The following is a 16,778-nucleotide window of genomic DNA, read 5'->3' on the forward strand; positions in this document are numbered from 1 at the left end:
AGCAATTCCAGGAAAAGTGCCCAGCGGTTATCCGTCCGGAATTGCGAAAACAAGAAGTCCACGGAGTTTTCATGCGTATCTTCACCGCCTCGCTGGCGACGGAAACCAACACCTTCTCCCCTGTGCCAACCGACCGGGCCTCTTTCGAGATGGCGTTCTATGCCGAGCCGGGCAAGCATCCGGAAACGCCGACCCTGTGCTCCTCGCCGATCGTGGCGCTGCGCCGCCGCGCGGCCGCCGAAGGCCTGACCGTGATCGAGGGCACCGCCACCTGGGCCGAGCCCGGCGGCCTCGTGCAGCGGCAGACCTATGAGGCGCTCCGCGACGAAATCCTCGGCCAGCTCAAGGGCGCCTTGCCGGTCGATGCCGTCATTCTGGGCCTGCACGGTGCCATGGTGGCGCAAGGCTATGACGACTGCGAGGGCGACCTGCTGGAGCGCGTGCGTGGCATTGTCGGGCCAAGCGTGGTGATTGCCTGCGAGTTCGATCCGCACAGCCATCTGACGCCGAAGCGCGTGGCGGCGTCCGACATCATGGCCTATTTCCTCGAATTCCCGCACACCGATTTCTACGAGCGCGGCGAGCATGTGGTCGAGCTTGGCCTGGCCGCGGCGCGCGGCGAGATCAAGCCGGTCATCTCAACCTTCGATTGCCGCATGATCCAGGTGCTGCCGACCAGCCGCGAGCCGATGCGCTCCTTCGTCGACCGCATCAAGGCGCTGCACGGCAAGGACGGCGTGCTGTCGGTCTCGGTCATCCACGGCTTCATGGCCGCCGACGTGCCCGAAATGGGCACGCGCATCCTTGTCGTTACCGACAATGACAAGGCCAAGGGCGATGCGCTGGCGGAGCGGCTTGGACGCGAGCTCTATGCCATGCGCGAAACGACCGCGATGACGATGCTGAGTACGGCCGACGGCATCGATCGGGCGCTGGCCGTGCGCAAGGAAAGACCGGGCAAGCCGGTGGTCATTGCCGATATCTGGGACAATCCCGGCGGCGGCGTTCCCGGCGACGGCACCTTCGTGCTGCGCCAGATGCTGGCGCGGGGCCTGGACAAGTTCGGCGTGGCGACGATCTGGGATCCGATCGCGGTGACTTTCTGCCAGGCGGCCGGCGAGGGTGCCGTCATCGACCTGCGTTTCGGCGGCAAGGCCGGCCCGCAGGCGGGCGAACCGATCGATGCACGCGTCAAGGTACTGAAAGCGGTTGCCGAAGGCTGGCAGAGTTTTGGCCCGAGCCGGGTGACATTGGGGCCATCAGCGGTGGTGCGCATCGAGGGCACGGAAGTCGATGTGATCCTGAACACCAATCGCACCCAGACCTTCGAGCCGGATGTCTTCTCCAACATCGGCGTCGATCCGCTGTCGAAAGACATATTGCTGATCAAGTCGACAAACCATTTCTACGCCGGCTTCGAGCCGATCGCCGCCGAGATCATCTATGTCGCGGCGCCGAGTTCCTATCCCAGCAATCCGGCGGCGACGAATTACACGAAGCTGACGCGGCCGGTGTGGCCAAGGGTAAAGGATCCTTGGGTCGGCAGCCAAGGATAACGAGGTTAACGTCGGCGCCGACTTCGGCGATTGCCTACACCAATCCGCGCTTGACCATCATCGCTTCCGGCGACGGCATTTTGCCGCGAAACGCCGTGTAGAGCTCTTCCGGATCCTTCGAGCCGCCGGCGGCGTAGATGTTCTTCCTCAGCCGCTCGGCCAGCGCCGGGTTGAAGGGGTCTCCGGTTTCCTCGAAGGCGGCGAAAGCATCGGCGTCCAGCACCTCCGACCACATGTAGGAATAGTAGCCGGCCGAATAGCCCTCGCCGGCGAAGACATGGCCAAAATGCGGGGTGCGATGGCGCATGGCGATCGTATCCGGCATATGCAGCGTCGCAAGCGTTTCGGCCTCGAAACGAAGCGGCTCTTCCGGCGCGTCGGGCCGTGCATGGTAGGCCATGTCCATCAAGGCAGAGGCGGTGAACTCGACGGTGGCGAAGCCGGCGCCGAAGGTGCGCGTGGCCAGCATCTTGTCGAGCAGCGCCTTCGGCATCGGCTTGCCGGTCTTGACATGCAGCGCGTGCTTTTCCAGAACCGCCGGCACCGTCAGCCAGTGCTCGTAGAGCTGCGAGGGCAGTTCGACAAAGTCGCGGCTGACCGAGGTGCCTGACACCGACGGCCAGGTGACGTCGGTCAGCATGCCATGCAGCGCATGGCCGAATTCGTGGAACAAGGTCTTCGCTTCGTCGACCGACAGCAAAGCCGGTTCGCCCGCTGGCGGCTTGGCGAAGTTCATGATGTTGTAGATCACCGGCTTCGAGCCATGGCCAAGCTTGTAACCGGACTTCAGCGCGCTCATCCAGGCGCCGGAGCGTTTTGACGGCCGCGCGAAATAGTCGGCGAGGAACAGGCCGCGCTCACTGCCGTCGGCATTTTTGACCACGAAGACGCGCGCGTCCGGATGCCAGGCGGCGATGCCTTTCTTCTCCTCGAACGTGACGCCGAACAACCGTGTCGCGACGTCGAAGCAGGCGTCAATGACGCGGTCGAGCTGCAGATAGGGTTTCAGCTCCGCCTCGTCGAAAGCGAACTTCTCGGCGCGCAGCTTCTCCTGGTAGAAGCGCCAGTCCCAGGCGGCGAATTTTTCGTTGCTGCCGGCCTCGGCAGCCAGACGCTCCAGCTCCTTCTGGTCGTCGGCGGCTTTTTCCAATGCCTTTTCCCAAACCGGGTCGAGCAGCGCGTGCACCGCCTTCGGTGTCTTGGCCATGGTGTCGTCGAGCTTCAGCGCGGCGAAGGAGGCGTAGCCGAGCAGCTTCGCCTTTTCGGCGCGCAGCTTCAGCATGTCGCGCACCACGGACGTGTTGTCGGACGCACCGCCGTTCTGGCCGCGCATGGTAAAGGCGCGATAGGCGATCTCGCGCAGGTCGCGGCGTTCGGAGAAGGTCGTGAACGGCTCATAGATCGAGCGCGACAGGGTGACGGCGTAGCGGCCCTTCTGGCCGCGCATCTCGGCGGCTTCGGCCATCGAGCTTTTCACGAAATCCGGCAGGCCGATGAGATCGGCCTCGTCGAGGAACAGCGCCCAGTCGCGCTCGTCGGCCAGCACGTTCTGACCGAAAGTCGTGCCGAGCGACGACAGCTCCTCGTTGATTTTGGCCAGCCGCGTCTTGCCGTCGGCGTCGAGCTTGGCGCCGGAACGGACGAAGCCTTTCCAGGTCTTCTCCAGGACGCGCAGCGTCTCGGGATCGAGGTCAAGGCTCTCGCGGCGCTGGTAGAGATCGTCGATGCGGGCAAACAGCTTCTCGTTCATCGAGATGGCCGAGAAGTGCCGCGACATCTTCGGCGAAATGTCACGCTCCAGGGCCTGGATGGTTTCGTTGGTGTGAGCGCCGGCGCGGCACCAGAAGATCGATGAGACATGATCCAGCGCCTCGCCGCCGAGCTCAAGTGCGGCAAGCGTGTTCTCGATGCTCGGCGCATCCTTGTTGCCTGATATCGCGTCGATCTCGGCCTCATGCGCCTTCAGCGCGGCGTCGAAAACGGGAGAAAAATCACCGTCGCCAATATGGGCGAAATCGGGCAGGCCGAGCGGCCCTCGCCACGCGGTCAACGGATGGGCGGCGAGATCGACGGCTTTCGGAGAGGGCATGGAGGGTCTTTCGCTGGCGTCAGGAAGGAGGGTGTCACCGATGTAGGGCGCGGTCCGCGGGCCCGCAATATGCCAGTTGGCCGCTCCGCCTCAGTAGCCCTCGCAGTTTTCAGCGATTGCCGCCTGCGAACTGGCGGTGATGCGGTTGTCGCTCACCGCGAAGGTCTCCTGCATCAACATATCATTGTCGGGGAAGTCGTAGCAGGCGATCACGGTGGTGACCCCGCCTTCGGTCTTCTCGATGCGGTGGCGGATCGCGGCTCCCGCAACCGCGCCTTTCCATTCGTCGAGCGAGGCGATGAATTCCTGCTTGCTCTGGACAACGCCGAGGTCGTCGAGCTTGATGCGGACGTCGTCGGCGAGCAGGTCCGCCAGCTCGGTGCGATCGGCGACCAGCAGCGCCGAATACCAGCGGCTTATGATGGCGTGGTCATCGGCGCGAGCGGCAACGATCGCCATCATCAGCGCGGCCGCCGTGAAAACGACCGGCCGGACGCTCATCGCCTGCCGCGCCGTACCGTTCATTCCAGCACCGGCCGCTCGAAATCGCCGGTGTCCTTGTTCATCACCCAGAGCTCGCCGGTCGAAATGTCGAACCAGGCTCCGTGCAGCGACAGCCGACCCTTGCCCTCGAGGATCGAGACGCAGGGAAAGGTCCTGAGATTGGCGAGGGAGTAGCGGATCGAGATGCGCTCCAGGGCCGTCTGGCGTTCCGTCGCCGTCATGAAGGTGCTGGCCGACACCGTCTCGGCGGCCGGCGCGATCAGGCTCATCCACTTGCCGATGAAGTCGCCGGGAGAGAGCGGCGCGGAGTTGGTGTCGAGCGCGGCCCGGATGCCGCCGCAGCGGCCGTGGCCCATGACCACGATATTCTTGACCTTGAGGCTCTGCACCGCGAATTCGAGCGCGGCCGAGGTCGAATGGAACTCGCCGTCCGGCTCGTAAGGCGGCACCAGATTGCCGACATTGCGCAGCACGAAGAGTTCGCCGGGGCCGGCGTCGAAGATCGCCTCGGGCGCGGATCGCGAGTCGCAACAGGCGACGATCATGGTCTCGGGCGCCTGGCCTTCGCGGGCGAGCTCGCGATAGCGGCCGCTCTCGGTGAGGTAGCGGCCGTTCATGAAATTGCGGTAGCCGGCGAGGAGGTGTTCGGGAAGATGAGGCATGGGCGGCTAAGGCCTTTCCGGGTTGGAGGCGGCAGCTCGTTGCGGTCGAGGAAAGCCTCTAACGGCAAAAACCCGTTACGAGCAATGCAGAATTGTAGGGGCTAGCTATAAATGCCATGCGCCAGAGCGGGACGCCCGCCGACATTGTCACGCCCAAATGGCGACCGGTATGCCAAAACCGTCAGCGCGAGGCGGGTCGGGAAACGGCTTCGCGTCGCCGCTGGCGATGCGGCCGGCGATCAGCATCATGGCCGCCGCATCGAGGAAATCGTCGGCGGCCGCACCACGTGGCGGCAGCTGGTCGAGGAAATCCATGTCATAGCCGTGCCGGCAAAGCAGCGCCTTGCGCTCCGCCATGCCGGCCAGATTGACGCTGCCCTTGATCTTCTTCGGCAACCGCATGGCCTGATCGCCGTTCAGGCGACAGAAGGCGACTTCCGGATGCGATTCGAAGATGCGGCCGCGCAGTTCGGGCCGCGCGATCAGCAATGTGTCGATCTCGCGGATTTTCGAAAAGATGCCGAAGGCCTGGATGGAAACGCCGCGCGGCGGGTTGGATGTGGCCTTGGCCGCTTCGCTTGCCCTGATATGCGCCGCGTACCAGGCTTCGATCGTGGTGAAGCCGCTGGTGTCGGCATAGAGCGCGGCACGGGACGGAATCGAGAAGACGCTGGACTGGCGAGCGCCAAGCAGCGGCCGCACCAGCGCTTCCGGCCCGCGTCCGCCCTTTTGCGAAAATTCCGGTAGACCGATCGGCATGTCGACGGCGACGATCGCGTCATCGGGGATCGCCGCCAGCAGGGCGACGAACGAAGGGAAGACATCGACCGAAGGCGCCGTATCTGGGTCACGACGTGTCGAACCGGGTTCGCTCCGCACGGCGATCCAGCCGGCCTTGCAGCCATCGGCGCCGACGAGCACGACCTTGGCCGGGGTCACGCCCGGCGATCCCGCCCCGGATGCGTGAGGTGGCGAAGCTGGACCATGGCCATCGGGTGCGACAGGCTCTGCGCGTCGGTTTCGAGCTGCAACTCGTCGCCGCCGCGTTTTGCGGTGCGCGCCAGGATTTCGTAGACCGCCGCCGTCGTCGACTGCAGCGCCTTGATCGCCGGCTGGCCGGACAGGATGCGCGCCAGGTAGACCGCTGCCGTCAAGTCGCCAAGGCCGTTCGGCGGCTTGTCGATCAGGCGGTGTTCGGCCAGCAGCGCCTGGGTGCCGTCGAGCAGCAGATTGCCGGTGCCGCCTGACATCATCGACGGTGCCGAGGTGACCAGCATGGTCGATGGTCCGGCGTGGAGTGCGGCCGAGATCACCGATTTCAGATCGGGCAGCGGCGCGCCGGCCATCCATTCCAGCTCATAGCGGTTGGGGGTGGCGATGTCGGCGATCGGCATCAGCCGGTCGCGCATGGCGGCGGCGGTGGGCTCGGGCACGTAGAGGCCGCCGGAATCACCCATCACCGGATCGCAGATATAGACGGCATCGGGCGTCCTCGCCTTGACGGCGGCGACCAGCGAGGCGACCGCCTCGGCCTGGCCGGCCTCGCCGAGATAGCCCGACAGCACGGCCCCGACCTCGCCCAGCCACGGCGCGCGCTCCAGATCGGCCATCAGCGCCTTGAACTGGTCGAGCGGCGGCACGATGCGGGTCGCGCGGCCATGGCCGGGATGCCAGGGCAGGGTGACCGTAGGTACGGCCCAGACCGGAAAGCCCAGTGTCTCCAGCGCGAAGACGGCCGCGCGGTTGCCGACGGAGCCGCGGGCGACATGGCTGGATATGACGATGACCGCGCGCGGCGCGTCGGCTTTTTCGGCGCTCATTGTTTTTTATTCCTAGCTGCCCCGGGTGAGGAAAAGCACGAGCCAGACCATCAGGCCCAGCGCCAGAAGCAGGCCGAGTATCCTGCCAACACGGGTGCCCCAGACTTCGATCGGATCCGTGCGATCGGCATCGGCCGCGGAGACGTGGTCGCGCATGCCTTTCGTCGTCCGTGCCACGAAAGAATTGCCGGCCGGATCGGTCTCCTGCGCGACGCGCTGGAGGATACGGCGCGATTCGCTGTCGCTGTCCTGGCGTTTCGCCATGATGATATCCCGTTCTGATCGAACCTTATCGCGTTCACCGGGCCAATCACAGGGCCTTGCGCGGGCACAATTCATGCCGAGCCTGCTTCAGAGGCCGAGGCCGTTTTCTTGCGCGCCGATTGTGGTAATGCTTCGGATGCAACTTCTATCGAGGGATCCCTTCATGCTTGCCCAGCGCCTTGCTCGACCATCGACATTTCGCACGTTGCCCGCCTTCCTGATGATGGCAATCGTGCTGCCGCTGCTTGCCGGCTGCGGCTACAACACGATCCCGACGGCGGAAGAAAACGCCAGGGCGGCATGGAGCGAGGTGTTGAACCAGTATCAGCGCCGCGCCGACCTCATTCCCAATCTGGTCGAGACGGTCAAGGGCTATGCCTCGCATGAAAAGGACACGCTCGACGCCGTCGTCCAAGCGCGCGCCAAGGCGACGCAGATCACGGTGACGCCCGAAACGCTGAAGGATCCGGAAGCCCTCAAGAAGTTTCAGGATGCCCAGGCCGGGCTGACCAGCGCGCTGTCGCGGCTGATCGCGGTGTCGGAAGCCTATCCCGACCTCAAGGCCAACCAGAATTTCCTGGCGCTGCAGGCGCAGCTCGAAGGCACGGAGAACCGCATCGCGGTGGCGCGGCGCGACTACATCCAGGCGGTCAGGGACTACAATTTGACGCTGAAGACCTTCCCGTCGGTACTGTGGGCGACATTCTGGTTCCGCGGCAACGAGCCCTTCGCCAACTTCACCGTCGACGAAGACAAGATGCAGCCGCCGAAGGTCGATTTCGGCACGAAGCAGGGCGGGTGAACGGCGACTGTCCTCGGAACGAATTCCCGAAAAGACGGACCGCCGGCGTGCAAACACTCCCCTCTGTCCTGCCGGACATCTCCTCCTCAAGGGGGGCGCTACGGAACGCCCACCTTTCCTTTCTTGGCCTTCTTGCCGGCATCCTCTTCCTCCCGTTCGCCGCCTTCGCCGCCGATCTTCCGGCGCTGACCGGCCGCGTCGTCGACAATGCCGGCATCATCGATGCCGGCACACGTGCGGCGCTGACCCAAAAACTCGCCGACTTCGAGACCAAGGGCTCGGACCAGATCGTCGTCGCCACCATTCCCAGCCTCGGCGGCGAGGAGATCGAGCCCTACGCCAACCGGCTGTTCCGCTTCTGGAAGCTCGGCCAGGCCAAGGAGAACAACGGCGTCCTGCTTTTGGTCGCGCCAAACGACCGCAAGATGCGCATCGAGGTCGGGTACGGGTTGGAAGGCACGCTGACCGACCTGCACACCAAGCTGATCATCGAGAACGACATGGTGCCGGCCTTCCGCGCCGGCGATTTCCCGGGCGGCATCTCCAAGGCCGTCGACGACATGATCATGGTGCTGGAGGGCAATCCGGAAGAACTGGAAGCGCGCGGCAAGCGCAACGAGCAGGCACCATTCAATTCCGACGACCTGTTCTTCGCCATTTTTATCGGCATCTGGGCGATCATTTTCTTCGGCAGCATCGCGGCCTCGGTCCTGCCGCCGATCTTCGGCCAGAAACTCGGGCCCGGACGCTATCGCTGGCTCGGCATGACCTTCGAGCCGCACCGGCGATCATCGTCCGGCGGCTGGTCGTCCGGCGGCGGCGGTTGGTCCTCCGGCGGAGGGTCCTCCGGTGGCGGTTTTTCGGGCGGCGGCGGTTCGTCCGGCGGCGGCGGCTCCTCGGGAGGCTGGTAAGGCCATGGCCAGAGCTGCCGTCCCTTCAATGCCCGGCCAATGCGCTTCGCGGCTGCGCCTGGCCTTAATCATCCTGGCGTCTCTGCTGCTTGCCTCGATCGCCGCCGTGGCCGCCGACCTTCCGGCTCTCACCGGCCGCGTGGTCGACAATGCCGGCATCATCGATGCCGGCACACGTGCCGCGCTGACGCAGAAGCTGGCGGACTTCGAAACCAAGGGCTCCGACCAGATCGTCGTCGCCACCATTCCCAGCCTCGGCGGCGAGGAGATCGAGCCCTACGCCAACCGGCTGTTCCGCTTCTGGAAGCTCGGCCAGGCCAAGGAGAATAACGGTGTCCTGCTTATGGTCGCGCCAAACGACCGCAAGATGCGCATCGAAGTCGGCTATGGACTGGAAGGCACGCTGACCGACCTGCACACCAAGTTGATCATCGAGAACGACATGGTGCCGGCCTTCCGCGCCGGCGATTTCTCCGGCGGCATCTCCAAGGCCGTCGACGACATGATCATGGTGCTGAACGGCAATCCGGAGGACTTGGAGGCGCGCGGCCGGCGCAATCCCGCCGACAGCAGCACCCCCATGGATCCGGTCGTCGCGGTGTTCCTGATCCTGTGGGCGACGATGTTCTTCGGTGGCCTGGCAATGGCCTTCCTGCCGCCGATGTTCGGCACAAAGCTGTCGCCGGGCGTGTATCGATGGCTGGGTATGACGTTTCGTTATGGCCAGGGTGCGGGCGGATCATCCGGAACCAGCGGCTGGACGACAAGGTCGTCGGGCGGCGGCTGGTCCTCGGGTGGTTCCGGCAGTGGCTGGTCGTCGGGGTCAAGCAATGGCGGCGGGTTTTCCGGTGGCGGCGGCTCGTCCGGCGGTGGCGGTTCTTCAGGAAGCTGGTGAGACAAGATCATGGCGACACGACCGATCAGCCCGCAGGATCATGAGCGCATCGCCGCTGCGATCCGCGCCGCCGAAGCGCAAACCGACGGCGAGATCTACTGCGTCGTGGCGCATGCCAGCGATGGCTACTTAGCTCCCGCAGCCTTGATGGCGACCCTCGGCATGCTGGTCGTCAGCCTCGCGGTCGCGTATGGGCTGGAGGCCTGGTGGCTCACCATCCGCCTGCCACATTTCGTCATCGCTCAGTTGCTGGCCATGGCCTGCGTGCTGGCCCTGTTGTGGACGCTGCCCGGCCTGCGCATCCATATGGTGCCGCGTCGGCTGCGCTATCAGGCTGCGCACGCCAATGCGGTCAAGCAGTTCCTCGCCCGCAACGTCCACCGCACCACGGCGCGCACCGGCGTGCTGATCTTCGTCTCGATCGCCGAGCGCTACGCAGAAGTGGTCGCCGATTCGGGCATCGACGCCAAGGTCGGCCAGCATGTCTGGGACGGCGTGGTGCGCGATCTGACCGCGCATGCCGGCCACGATCGGCTTGCCGACGGTTTCGTCAAGGCGATCGAGGGGGTCGGGGCCGTGCTGGCCGAGCATTTTCCGGTTACTTCGGGCGATACCAACGAGCTCGACGACCATCTGGTCGAAATCTGAAAAGCCCTACCTGCAAACGCTACTCAGCCGGACGCCTGACGCGGCTTTGTGCGCTTCCGATGCCCACGGACCTAAAAGTCCGCTGGGTTTCGGTACTCGAAAGCCGCGCCATCCGCCTCGGCTGAGCGCGTTTTCAGGCAGGCTTTGGCCAATGTCGGCAGTGTCATGATCGTCTGTGCGAAAGCGGACCATCGGCCGCCGGGACTCTTGCAATCGGGCGATGCGGGTTTATGGTTAACAAATCATGAATACGCTGACGATCGACATTCGGAAGGCAGACCCGCGCGATGCCGGCGCCATCGCCGAAGTGCACCTCGAGGCTTGGCGCGGCGCGTATAGCGGAATCATTCCGCACCGCACGCTGACATCTATGATCAACCGTCGCGGAAGCGACTGGTGGGCCAACGCTATCCGCCGCGCCGCCACCGTCCTGGTCGTCGAGATCGGCGGCACGATCGCCGGCTACGCGACGATCGGCAAGAACCGCGCCAAGGAACTCAAGCAGCAGGGCGAGATCTACGAATTGTACCTGCGCCCGGAATATCAGGGCATCGGGCTCGGCAGGCGGCTGTTTTCGGCGGCCAGGGCACGTCTCGCCGACCATGGGCTGAAAGGCATGGTGGTGTGGGCGCTGGAAGACAATCAGAACGCACTTGCCTTCTATGCCGGGGCCGGCGGCCGCGACATCGCCGAAGGGGTCGAGATTTTCGAGCAGAAGGCGCTGAAGAAGGTCGCCTTCGTCTGGGAGTGACCGCCTGGGGATAATCGCGGAAGGTGTGGTCCCGGGCTCACGCACATCACGACCTTGAAACATCTTGTGCCGATGATTGAACGGGTCGACCGCCATCGCGTCTCGCCGGACGCCTGTAAGCACCATTCGCCGCATTGCACCATTTTGCGCCGCCCGCTATCTCCTGCCGACCGAGAGAGGGACAAAAGACATGCGCATCGAAGCTATAGCCACCGGAAAGAATCCGCCTGAGGACGTCAATGTCATCATCGAGGTGCCGATCGGCGGCGAGCCGATCAAGTACGAGATGGACAAGGAGGCCGGCACGCTGTTCGTCGACCGCTTCCTGCACACCTCGATGCGCTACCCCGGCAATTACGGTTTCGTGCCGCACACGCTGTCGGGCGACGGCGACCCGATTGACGTGCTGATCTGCAACACGCGCGCCTTGGTGCCGGGCTGCGTGATCAACGTGCGGCCGATCGGCGTGCTGATCATGGAAGACAATGCCGGCCAGGATGAAAAGATCATCGCGGTGCCGTCACCGAAGCTGACACTGCGCTACGAGAACGTCACCGAATACACGCAGCTGCCCGACATCACGCGCCAGCAGGTGCAGCACTTCTTCGAGCACTACAAGGATCTGGAACCCGGCAAATGGGTCAAGATCGAGGGCTGGCATGATTCCAAATACGCCAAGAGGATGATCATGGACGCGATCGACCGGGCGAAGGCGAGCAAGTAGCTCGAGCGGTCAGTTATCGACCCGGCCGAAAGCCGGCACGTCGCCAATCACCACGCGCTTGTCCTTGCCGCAGGCGAAGCCTTTCGCCTTCTCGTCGGCGATCTTGCGCGCCTGGTCGTTGGCGGCGGGGTTGCCGGTGGCCAACACCAGGCCGACGGTGCAGCCGTCCCGGGCGTCCATCTGGGCGACCTTGGCGACGAGCAGCACCTCGGTCTTCTTGGTCTCGTCCTCGCCATTGCTGATCGAGCGGCGGTGGATGACCGCGAACGGCACGGCTTTGTCGCCATTGGTTTCGACGCGCCACTCGACCTTGGCTCCGGACGAATTCAAGGCGGAAAAACTTTCCCAGGTGGACGTCATGTCGCCGCCGGGCGGAAAACCATAGAACAGCGATTCGCGGGCGTCGTCATATCCGACCAGCACGGGATAGCCGCGATAGCCGGAGCAGGCGAGGTCGGCCCAGTCGCCGTCGCCCTGCTCGGCCTGCGCATAGGTCACGCAGTCCTTCTTCCAGTCGAGGTCGGTGTAGGTGCTGGAAATGTCGCCGGCCTGTGCCGCCTGGCAAAGGCCGGCCAAGGTGAGCGGGATCAATAGGCTGCGCATGGCGGAGATCTCAGTTGGAGGTCTTCCCAGCGTATCGCCAATCGCTATTTCTTCAAGCTGGCTTCGATCAGCAGGTCGGCGTTGCGGGCAACCGACTGCGCGGGGCCGCCGAGGCCGAACAGTTGGCCGCTGATATAGGCGCCTTCGATAAGCAGCAGCAACCCGTCGCCCAGCGTGTCGGGGTCTTGCGCGCCCATCGCAGCCGCCATGGCGCGCAGGCGGCGGCGCAATTCCTGCTTGTTGGCCTCGCTGACGACGCGAGCCGGATGGCTGTGGTCGGGATATTCGACCGCCGCATTGGTCATGCCGCAGCCGCGATAGTCCGCCACTTGCGTTCGCTTGCCGATACGGGTCAGGAAAGCCTTGATCTGAGCGCGCGGGTCGCCGGGGTTGGCGGCGACGGCCTCGTCGAAACGCTCCCAATATTCAAGATCGTATTGCCTGAGGTAGGAGGCGGCCAGCTCGTCCTTGGAGGGAAAGCTGCGATAGAGGCTTGGCTTGGTGACGCCGGCACGCTTGACGATTTCGTCGACGCCGATCGCCCGGATACCGCGCCGGTAGAATAGGTCATAGGCCACGTCGAGGATCTTCTTGGCGGCCTTCGGTGGCGCCGACGCATGGCCGTCGCTGATGGTCAGTTCAATATTTTTGTCGCTTGGCATCATGGGACTCGATTGACAATGTTACCGATCGGTACGTATACATGCTCCCATCTTGCAACGTACCGGTCAGTAACATGATAGCTCAATCCCGTCCCTTTGGCCAGCGCTACGCTTTCGTGGTGGTGGGCGTCATCTTCCTCTGCCTGCTGATCGCGGCCGGCCTGCGCTCGGCGCCTTCCGTCATGATGCTGCCGCTCGAAAACAGCTTCGGCTGGCGGCGCGACGTCATTTCGCTGGCCGCGGGCGTCGGCATCCTGCTCTATGGGCTGACCGGTCCGTTCGCCGCCGCGCTCATGGAGCGCATCGGGCTGCGCCGCACGCTGCTGGCGTCGCTGGTGGTGATGTCGGCTTCGACCACGCTCAGCCTGCTGATGACCAAGCCATGGCATCTGTTCATCACCTGGGGCGTTTTTTCCGGCATCGGATCCGGCGCTGTCGCCAGCGTCCTTGGCGCCACCATCGTCAACCGCTGGTTCAAGACCAATCGCGGTCTTGTCATGGGGCTGATGTCGGCCTCCAGCGCCACCGGCATGCTGATTTTCCTGCCGCTCATCGCCTCGCTCGCCCAGTCAGGCGGCTGGCAGCCTGTCGTCATCGCTGTCGCGATCGCCACCGCGGCGTTGATCCCTCTGGTCTGGTTGCTGGTGCCGGAGCGCCCGGCCTCGATCGGCATGGTGCGTTATGGGGCCCAGGCGGATGATGTGCCGCCGACTTCGCCCGCATCACAAGGCAATTTCCTGGCGCATACGCTCAGCACGCTGCGCCGCGCCGCCGGCACGCGGGTTTTCTGGTACCTGTTCGCCACTTTCTTCGTCTGTGGCTTCACCACCAACGGGCTGGTCGGCACGCATTTGATCGCCTTCTGCGGCGACATGGGCATCGGCGAGGTGCAGGCCGCCGGCCTGTTGTCTATGATGGGCATTTTCGACCTGATCGGCACCACGCTGTCCGGCTGGCTCACCGACCGCTACGACCCGCGCAAGCTGCTCGGCGTCTACTATGCCATTCGTGGCCTGTCGCTGATCTATTTGCCCTATTCCGGCTTCTCGGCAACCAGCCTGATCATCTTCGCGGTGCTCTATGGTCTCGACTGGATCGCCACCGTGCCGCCGACTTTAAGGCTCGCCAACGAGGCCTTCGGCGACCGCAGCGGGCCGATCGTGTTCGGCTGGATCGTGGCCGGCCATCAGGTGGGTGCCGCCGCCGCCGCTGCCTTCGGCGGCACCATGCGCGAACTGCAGGGCAACTACGAACTGGCGTTCCTGATTGCCGGCATGACGGCGATCGCGGCGGCTTGTATTTCGCTCCTGATCAACACCAGCCGGCCGGCCTTCGATCCCGAACCGCAGGCGGCTTGAGGCGCGTCGATAATTCAGGTGAGGCCGGCCTGCAAACGGCGGATTCCTGCGCTTCTCAGTTCTACTGCGTCGCAGTAGAACTGAGCTCACGTACAAAATGTACGCTCCGCTCGGATCTCGAAAACCACTATTTTCGGCCCGGCCTGACCTGAATCTCAACACACCTCGGCGTGTAAGAACGGGCGCGAACGATCAGTCGGGGTAGCAGACCATTGGAATGTTGGGCCAGACCGCCGCGTCGCAGTTGGCGCTCGCCTGTCTCTGCTTGAAGGCGGCACTGACCGGCCCGGTCACCACGGGGTCGACGCCGTCGGGCGCGTCGGCAAAGGCCTGCTGCGCGGAAGGCGCATCGGCCGGCATGGCCGGCCGCGTTTCCTTCAGCGTCGCGGCCGACTGCGCGGCGTTGGCCGCCAGCAGCATCGCAAAGGCGGCGGAAGCGATAAGCGGCCAAAATCGGTTGAGTCTATCGGTCATGACGTTCGAACTGTCCGGGCCCTGAAAAGGTTCCCGCCTTGGTTAACAAAATCATTTCACACGCAGATGCTTAAGATTTGATGAGTATTTGGTATCGCGCGTCCCCTTTCGCAACTGCGAAAAACCCTGTATGAGCCGCGCAACCGAAAGAGGCAGCGCCTTTGGCCTGCTGCCTGCAACGCTTCCGAGACCAGAATCATGAACCTCCGTAATATCGCGATCATCGCGCACGTCGACCATGGAAAGACCACCCTGGTCGACCAGCTTTTGAAACAGTCCGGCTCCTTCCGCGACAACCAGCGCGTCGCCGAGCGCGCCATGGATTCCAACGATCTCGAAAAGGAACGCGGCATCACCATCCTGGCCAAGGCGACCTCGGTCGACTGGAAGGACACGCGCATCAACATCGTCGACACGCCCGGCCACGCCGATTTCGGTGGTGAGGTCGAGCGCATCCTGTCGATGGTGGATTCGGCCATCGTGCTGGTCGACGCCGCCGAAGGCCCGATGCCGCAGACCAAGTTCGTCGTCGGCAAGGCGCTCAAGGTCGGCTTGAGACCGATCGTCGTCATCAACAAGATCGACCGGCCGGACGCGCGCCATGTCGAGGTGGTCAACGAGGTGTTCGACCTGTTCGCCGCGCTCGACGCCACCGACGAGCAGCTCGACTTCCCGATCCTCTATGGTTCCGGCCGCGACGGCTGGGTGTCGGAAAATCCGGAAGGCCCGAAGGACCAGCAGCTTGCACCGCTGTTCGACCTCGTCATCAAGCATGTGCCGGCGCCGACCGTTCATCCCGGCCCGTTCCGCATGATCGGCACCATCCTGGAAGCAAACCCGTTCCTCGGCCGCATCATCACCGGCCGCATCGAGAGCGGCACGCTGAAGTCTAACCAGGCGGTCAAGGTGCTGCACAATGACGGCACCCAGATCGAGACCGGCCGCATTTCAAAGATTCTCGCTTTCCGCGGCCTTGAGCGTCAGCCGATCGAAGAAGCGCAGGCGGGTGACATCGTCGCCATCGCCGGCCTGTCCAAGGGCACCGTCGCCGACACGTTCTGCGACCTGGCGGTGACCGAGGCGCTGCATGCACAGCCGATCGATCCGCCGACCGTGACCATGTCCTTCCTCGTCAACGACAGCCCGTTGGCTGGCACCGAAGGCGACAAGGTGACCAGTCGCGTCATCCGTGACCGTCTGCTGCGCGAGGCCGAAGGCAATGTCGCGCTGAAAATTGAAGAATCGCCCGACAAGGATTCGTTCTTCGTTTCCGGCCGCGGCGAATTGCAGCTCGCCGTCCTGATCGAGACCATGCGCCGCGAAGGTTTCGAGATCGCCGTCTCGCGTCCGCGCGTCGTCATGCAGAAGGGCGAGAATGGCGAATTGCTGGAGCCGGTCGAGGAAGTCGTCATCGACGTCGACGAGGAGCATGCCGGTGTCGTTGTGCAGAAGATGTCGGAACGCAAGGCCGAAATGGTCGAGCTGCGTCCCTCGGGCGGCAACCGCCAGCGCATCGTCTTCCACGCGCCGACGCGCGGCCTGATCGGCTACCAGTCGGAACTGTTGACCGATACGCGCGGCACCGCCGTGATGAACCGTCTGTTCCATGCCTACGAGCCCTACAAGGGCGAGTTGCCTGGTCGCACCAACGGCGTGCTGATCTCCAACGAACAGGGCGAATCGGTGGCTTACGCCATGTGGAACCTTGAAGATCGCGGTCCGATGGTCATCGATCCCGGCGTCAAGGTCTATCAGGGCATGATCATCGGCATCCACAGCCGGGACAACGATCTCGAAGTGAACGTGCTGAAGGGCAAGAAGCTGACCAACATCCGCGCCGCCGGCAAGGACGAGGCGGTCAAGCTCACCCCGCCGATCCGCATGACGCTGGAGCGCGCGCTGGCCTGGATCCAGGACGACGAACTGGTCGAGGTGACGCCGAAGACCATTCGCCTGCGCAAACTCTATCTCGACCCGAACGAGCGCAAGCGTTTCGAGAAGTCGTCGAAGGCGGTCGGCGCGGCGTAAAGTTTCCCTTTCCGAGAGTTTGAGAGG

General features: G+C 64.1%; 18 protein-coding genes. 9 read left to right on the forward strand and 9 right to left on the reverse strand.

The features are described 5' to 3' along the window. Positions 1-71 precede the first annotated feature (71 nt). Positions 72-1,556, forward strand: coding sequence for a M81 family metallopeptidase (locus LB555_RS10700; RefSeq protein WP_224682859.1), 1,485 nt, complete (start codon positions 72-74; stop codon positions 1,554-1,556). A gap of 34 nt (positions 1,557-1,590) precedes the next feature. On the opposite strand, the gene LB555_RS10705 is transcribed toward LB555_RS10700, so the two are convergent. From LB555_RS10705 to LB555_RS10730, 6 genes are all read right to left on the reverse strand, one after another. Beyond that, on the reverse strand, positions 1,591-3,645 hold the full coding sequence (locus LB555_RS10705; protein WP_224682860.1) for a M3 family metallopeptidase: 2,055 nt from the start codon (positions 3,643-3,645) through the stop codon (positions 1,591-1,593). Between the two features lie 90 nt (positions 3,646-3,735). After that, a complete protein-coding gene (locus LB555_RS10710) occupies positions 3,736-4,170 on the reverse strand; it encodes a hypothetical protein (RefSeq protein ID WP_015315122.1) in 435 nt (144 codons plus the stop codon). Beyond that, positions 4,167-4,811, reverse strand: a complete 645-nt coding sequence (locus LB555_RS10715; protein WP_015315123.1) for a carbonic anhydrase — start codon at positions 4,809-4,811, stop codon at positions 4,167-4,169. The genes LB555_RS10710 and LB555_RS10715 overlap by 4 nt, the downstream gene beginning before the upstream one ends. 147 nt (positions 4,812-4,958) lie before the next feature. Then, a complete protein-coding gene (locus tag LB555_RS10720; RefSeq protein WP_224682861.1) occupies positions 4,959-5,750 on the reverse strand; it encodes a DUF429 domain-containing protein in 792 nt (263 codons plus the stop codon). After that, positions 5,747-6,631: a pyridoxal kinase PdxY gene (gene pdxY / locus LB555_RS10725; RefSeq protein WP_015315125.1), complete on the reverse strand. Its 885-nt coding sequence runs from the start codon at positions 6,629-6,631 to the stop codon at positions 5,747-5,749. The genes LB555_RS10720 and pdxY overlap by 4 nt, the downstream gene beginning before the upstream one ends. 12 nt (positions 6,632-6,643) lie before the next feature. Further along, positions 6,644-6,895 carry a hypothetical protein gene (locus LB555_RS10730; protein ID WP_015315126.1) on the reverse strand — a complete coding sequence of 84 codons (252 nt, stop codon included), beginning with the start codon at positions 6,893-6,895 and terminating at the stop codon, positions 6,644-6,646. Between the two features lie 163 nt (positions 6,896-7,058). On the opposite strand from LB555_RS10730, the gene LB555_RS10735 reads away from it, so the two are divergent. From LB555_RS10735 to ppa, 6 genes are all read left to right on the forward strand, one after another. Next, positions 7,059-7,697, forward strand: coding sequence for a LemA family protein (locus LB555_RS10735; RefSeq protein WP_015315127.1), 639 nt, complete (start codon positions 7,059-7,061; stop codon positions 7,695-7,697). Positions 7,698-7,774: 77 nt separating this feature from the next. Next, a complete protein-coding gene (locus tag LB555_RS10740; RefSeq protein ID WP_411908826.1) occupies positions 7,775-8,608 on the forward strand; it encodes a TPM domain-containing protein in 834 nt (277 codons plus the stop codon). A 4-nt stretch (positions 8,609-8,612) separates the two neighbouring features. Then, on the forward strand, positions 8,613-9,503 hold the full coding sequence (locus tag LB555_RS10745) for a TPM domain-containing protein (RefSeq protein ID WP_015315129.1): 891 nt from the start codon (positions 8,613-8,615) through the stop codon (positions 9,501-9,503). Positions 9,504-9,512: 9 nt separating this feature from the next. Next, entirely contained in the window at positions 9,513-10,151 is a 639-nt protein-coding gene (locus tag LB555_RS10750; protein ID WP_015315130.1) for a TPM domain-containing protein, read from the forward strand. Positions 10,152-10,395: 244 nt separating this feature from the next. After that, positions 10,396-10,902, forward strand: a complete 507-nt coding sequence (locus LB555_RS10755; protein WP_015315131.1) for a GNAT family N-acetyltransferase — start codon at positions 10,396-10,398, stop codon at positions 10,900-10,902. Between the two features lie 190 nt (positions 10,903-11,092). Continuing rightward, positions 11,093-11,626 (forward strand): inorganic diphosphatase, encoded by a 534-nt coding sequence (gene ppa, locus LB555_RS10760; RefSeq protein ID WP_015315132.1) that lies wholly within the window; start codon positions 11,093-11,095, stop codon positions 11,624-11,626. A 9-nt stretch (positions 11,627-11,635) separates the two neighbouring features. On the opposite strand, the gene LB555_RS10765 is transcribed toward ppa, so the two are convergent. Beyond that, positions 11,636-12,229 carry a hypothetical protein gene (locus tag LB555_RS10765; protein ID WP_015315133.1) on the reverse strand — a complete coding sequence of 198 codons (594 nt, stop codon included), beginning with the start codon at positions 12,227-12,229 and terminating at the stop codon, positions 11,636-11,638. A 44-nt stretch (positions 12,230-12,273) separates the two neighbouring features. Beyond that, positions 12,274-12,891 (reverse strand): TetR/AcrR family transcriptional regulator, encoded by a 618-nt coding sequence (locus tag LB555_RS10770; protein WP_015315134.1) that lies wholly within the window; start codon positions 12,889-12,891, stop codon positions 12,274-12,276. A 74-nt stretch (positions 12,892-12,965) separates the two neighbouring features. On the opposite strand from LB555_RS10770, the gene LB555_RS10775 reads away from it, so the two are divergent. Further along, positions 12,966-14,249, forward strand: a complete 1,284-nt coding sequence (locus tag LB555_RS10775; RefSeq protein ID WP_015315135.1) for an MFS transporter — start codon at positions 12,966-12,968, stop codon at positions 14,247-14,249. A gap of 192 nt (positions 14,250-14,441) precedes the next feature. On the opposite strand, the gene LB555_RS10780 is transcribed toward LB555_RS10775, so the two are convergent. Beyond that, a complete protein-coding gene (locus tag LB555_RS10780) occupies positions 14,442-14,723 on the reverse strand; it encodes a hypothetical protein (protein ID WP_041163296.1) in 282 nt (93 codons plus the stop codon). Positions 14,724-14,921: 198 nt separating this feature from the next. Here LB555_RS10780 and typA point away from each other — a divergent pair, with 198 nt between their 5' ends. Continuing rightward, positions 14,922-16,751, forward strand: a complete 1,830-nt coding sequence (gene typA, locus LB555_RS10785; protein WP_015315136.1) for a translational GTPase TypA — start codon at positions 14,922-14,924, stop codon at positions 16,749-16,751. Positions 16,752-16,778: the final 27 nt, after the last annotated feature.

The sequence above is a fragment of the Mesorhizobium sp. BR-1-1-10 genome (assembly GCF_020165595.1).
Lineage (GTDB): Bacteria > Pseudomonadota > Alphaproteobacteria > Rhizobiales > Rhizobiaceae > Mesorhizobium > Mesorhizobium australicum.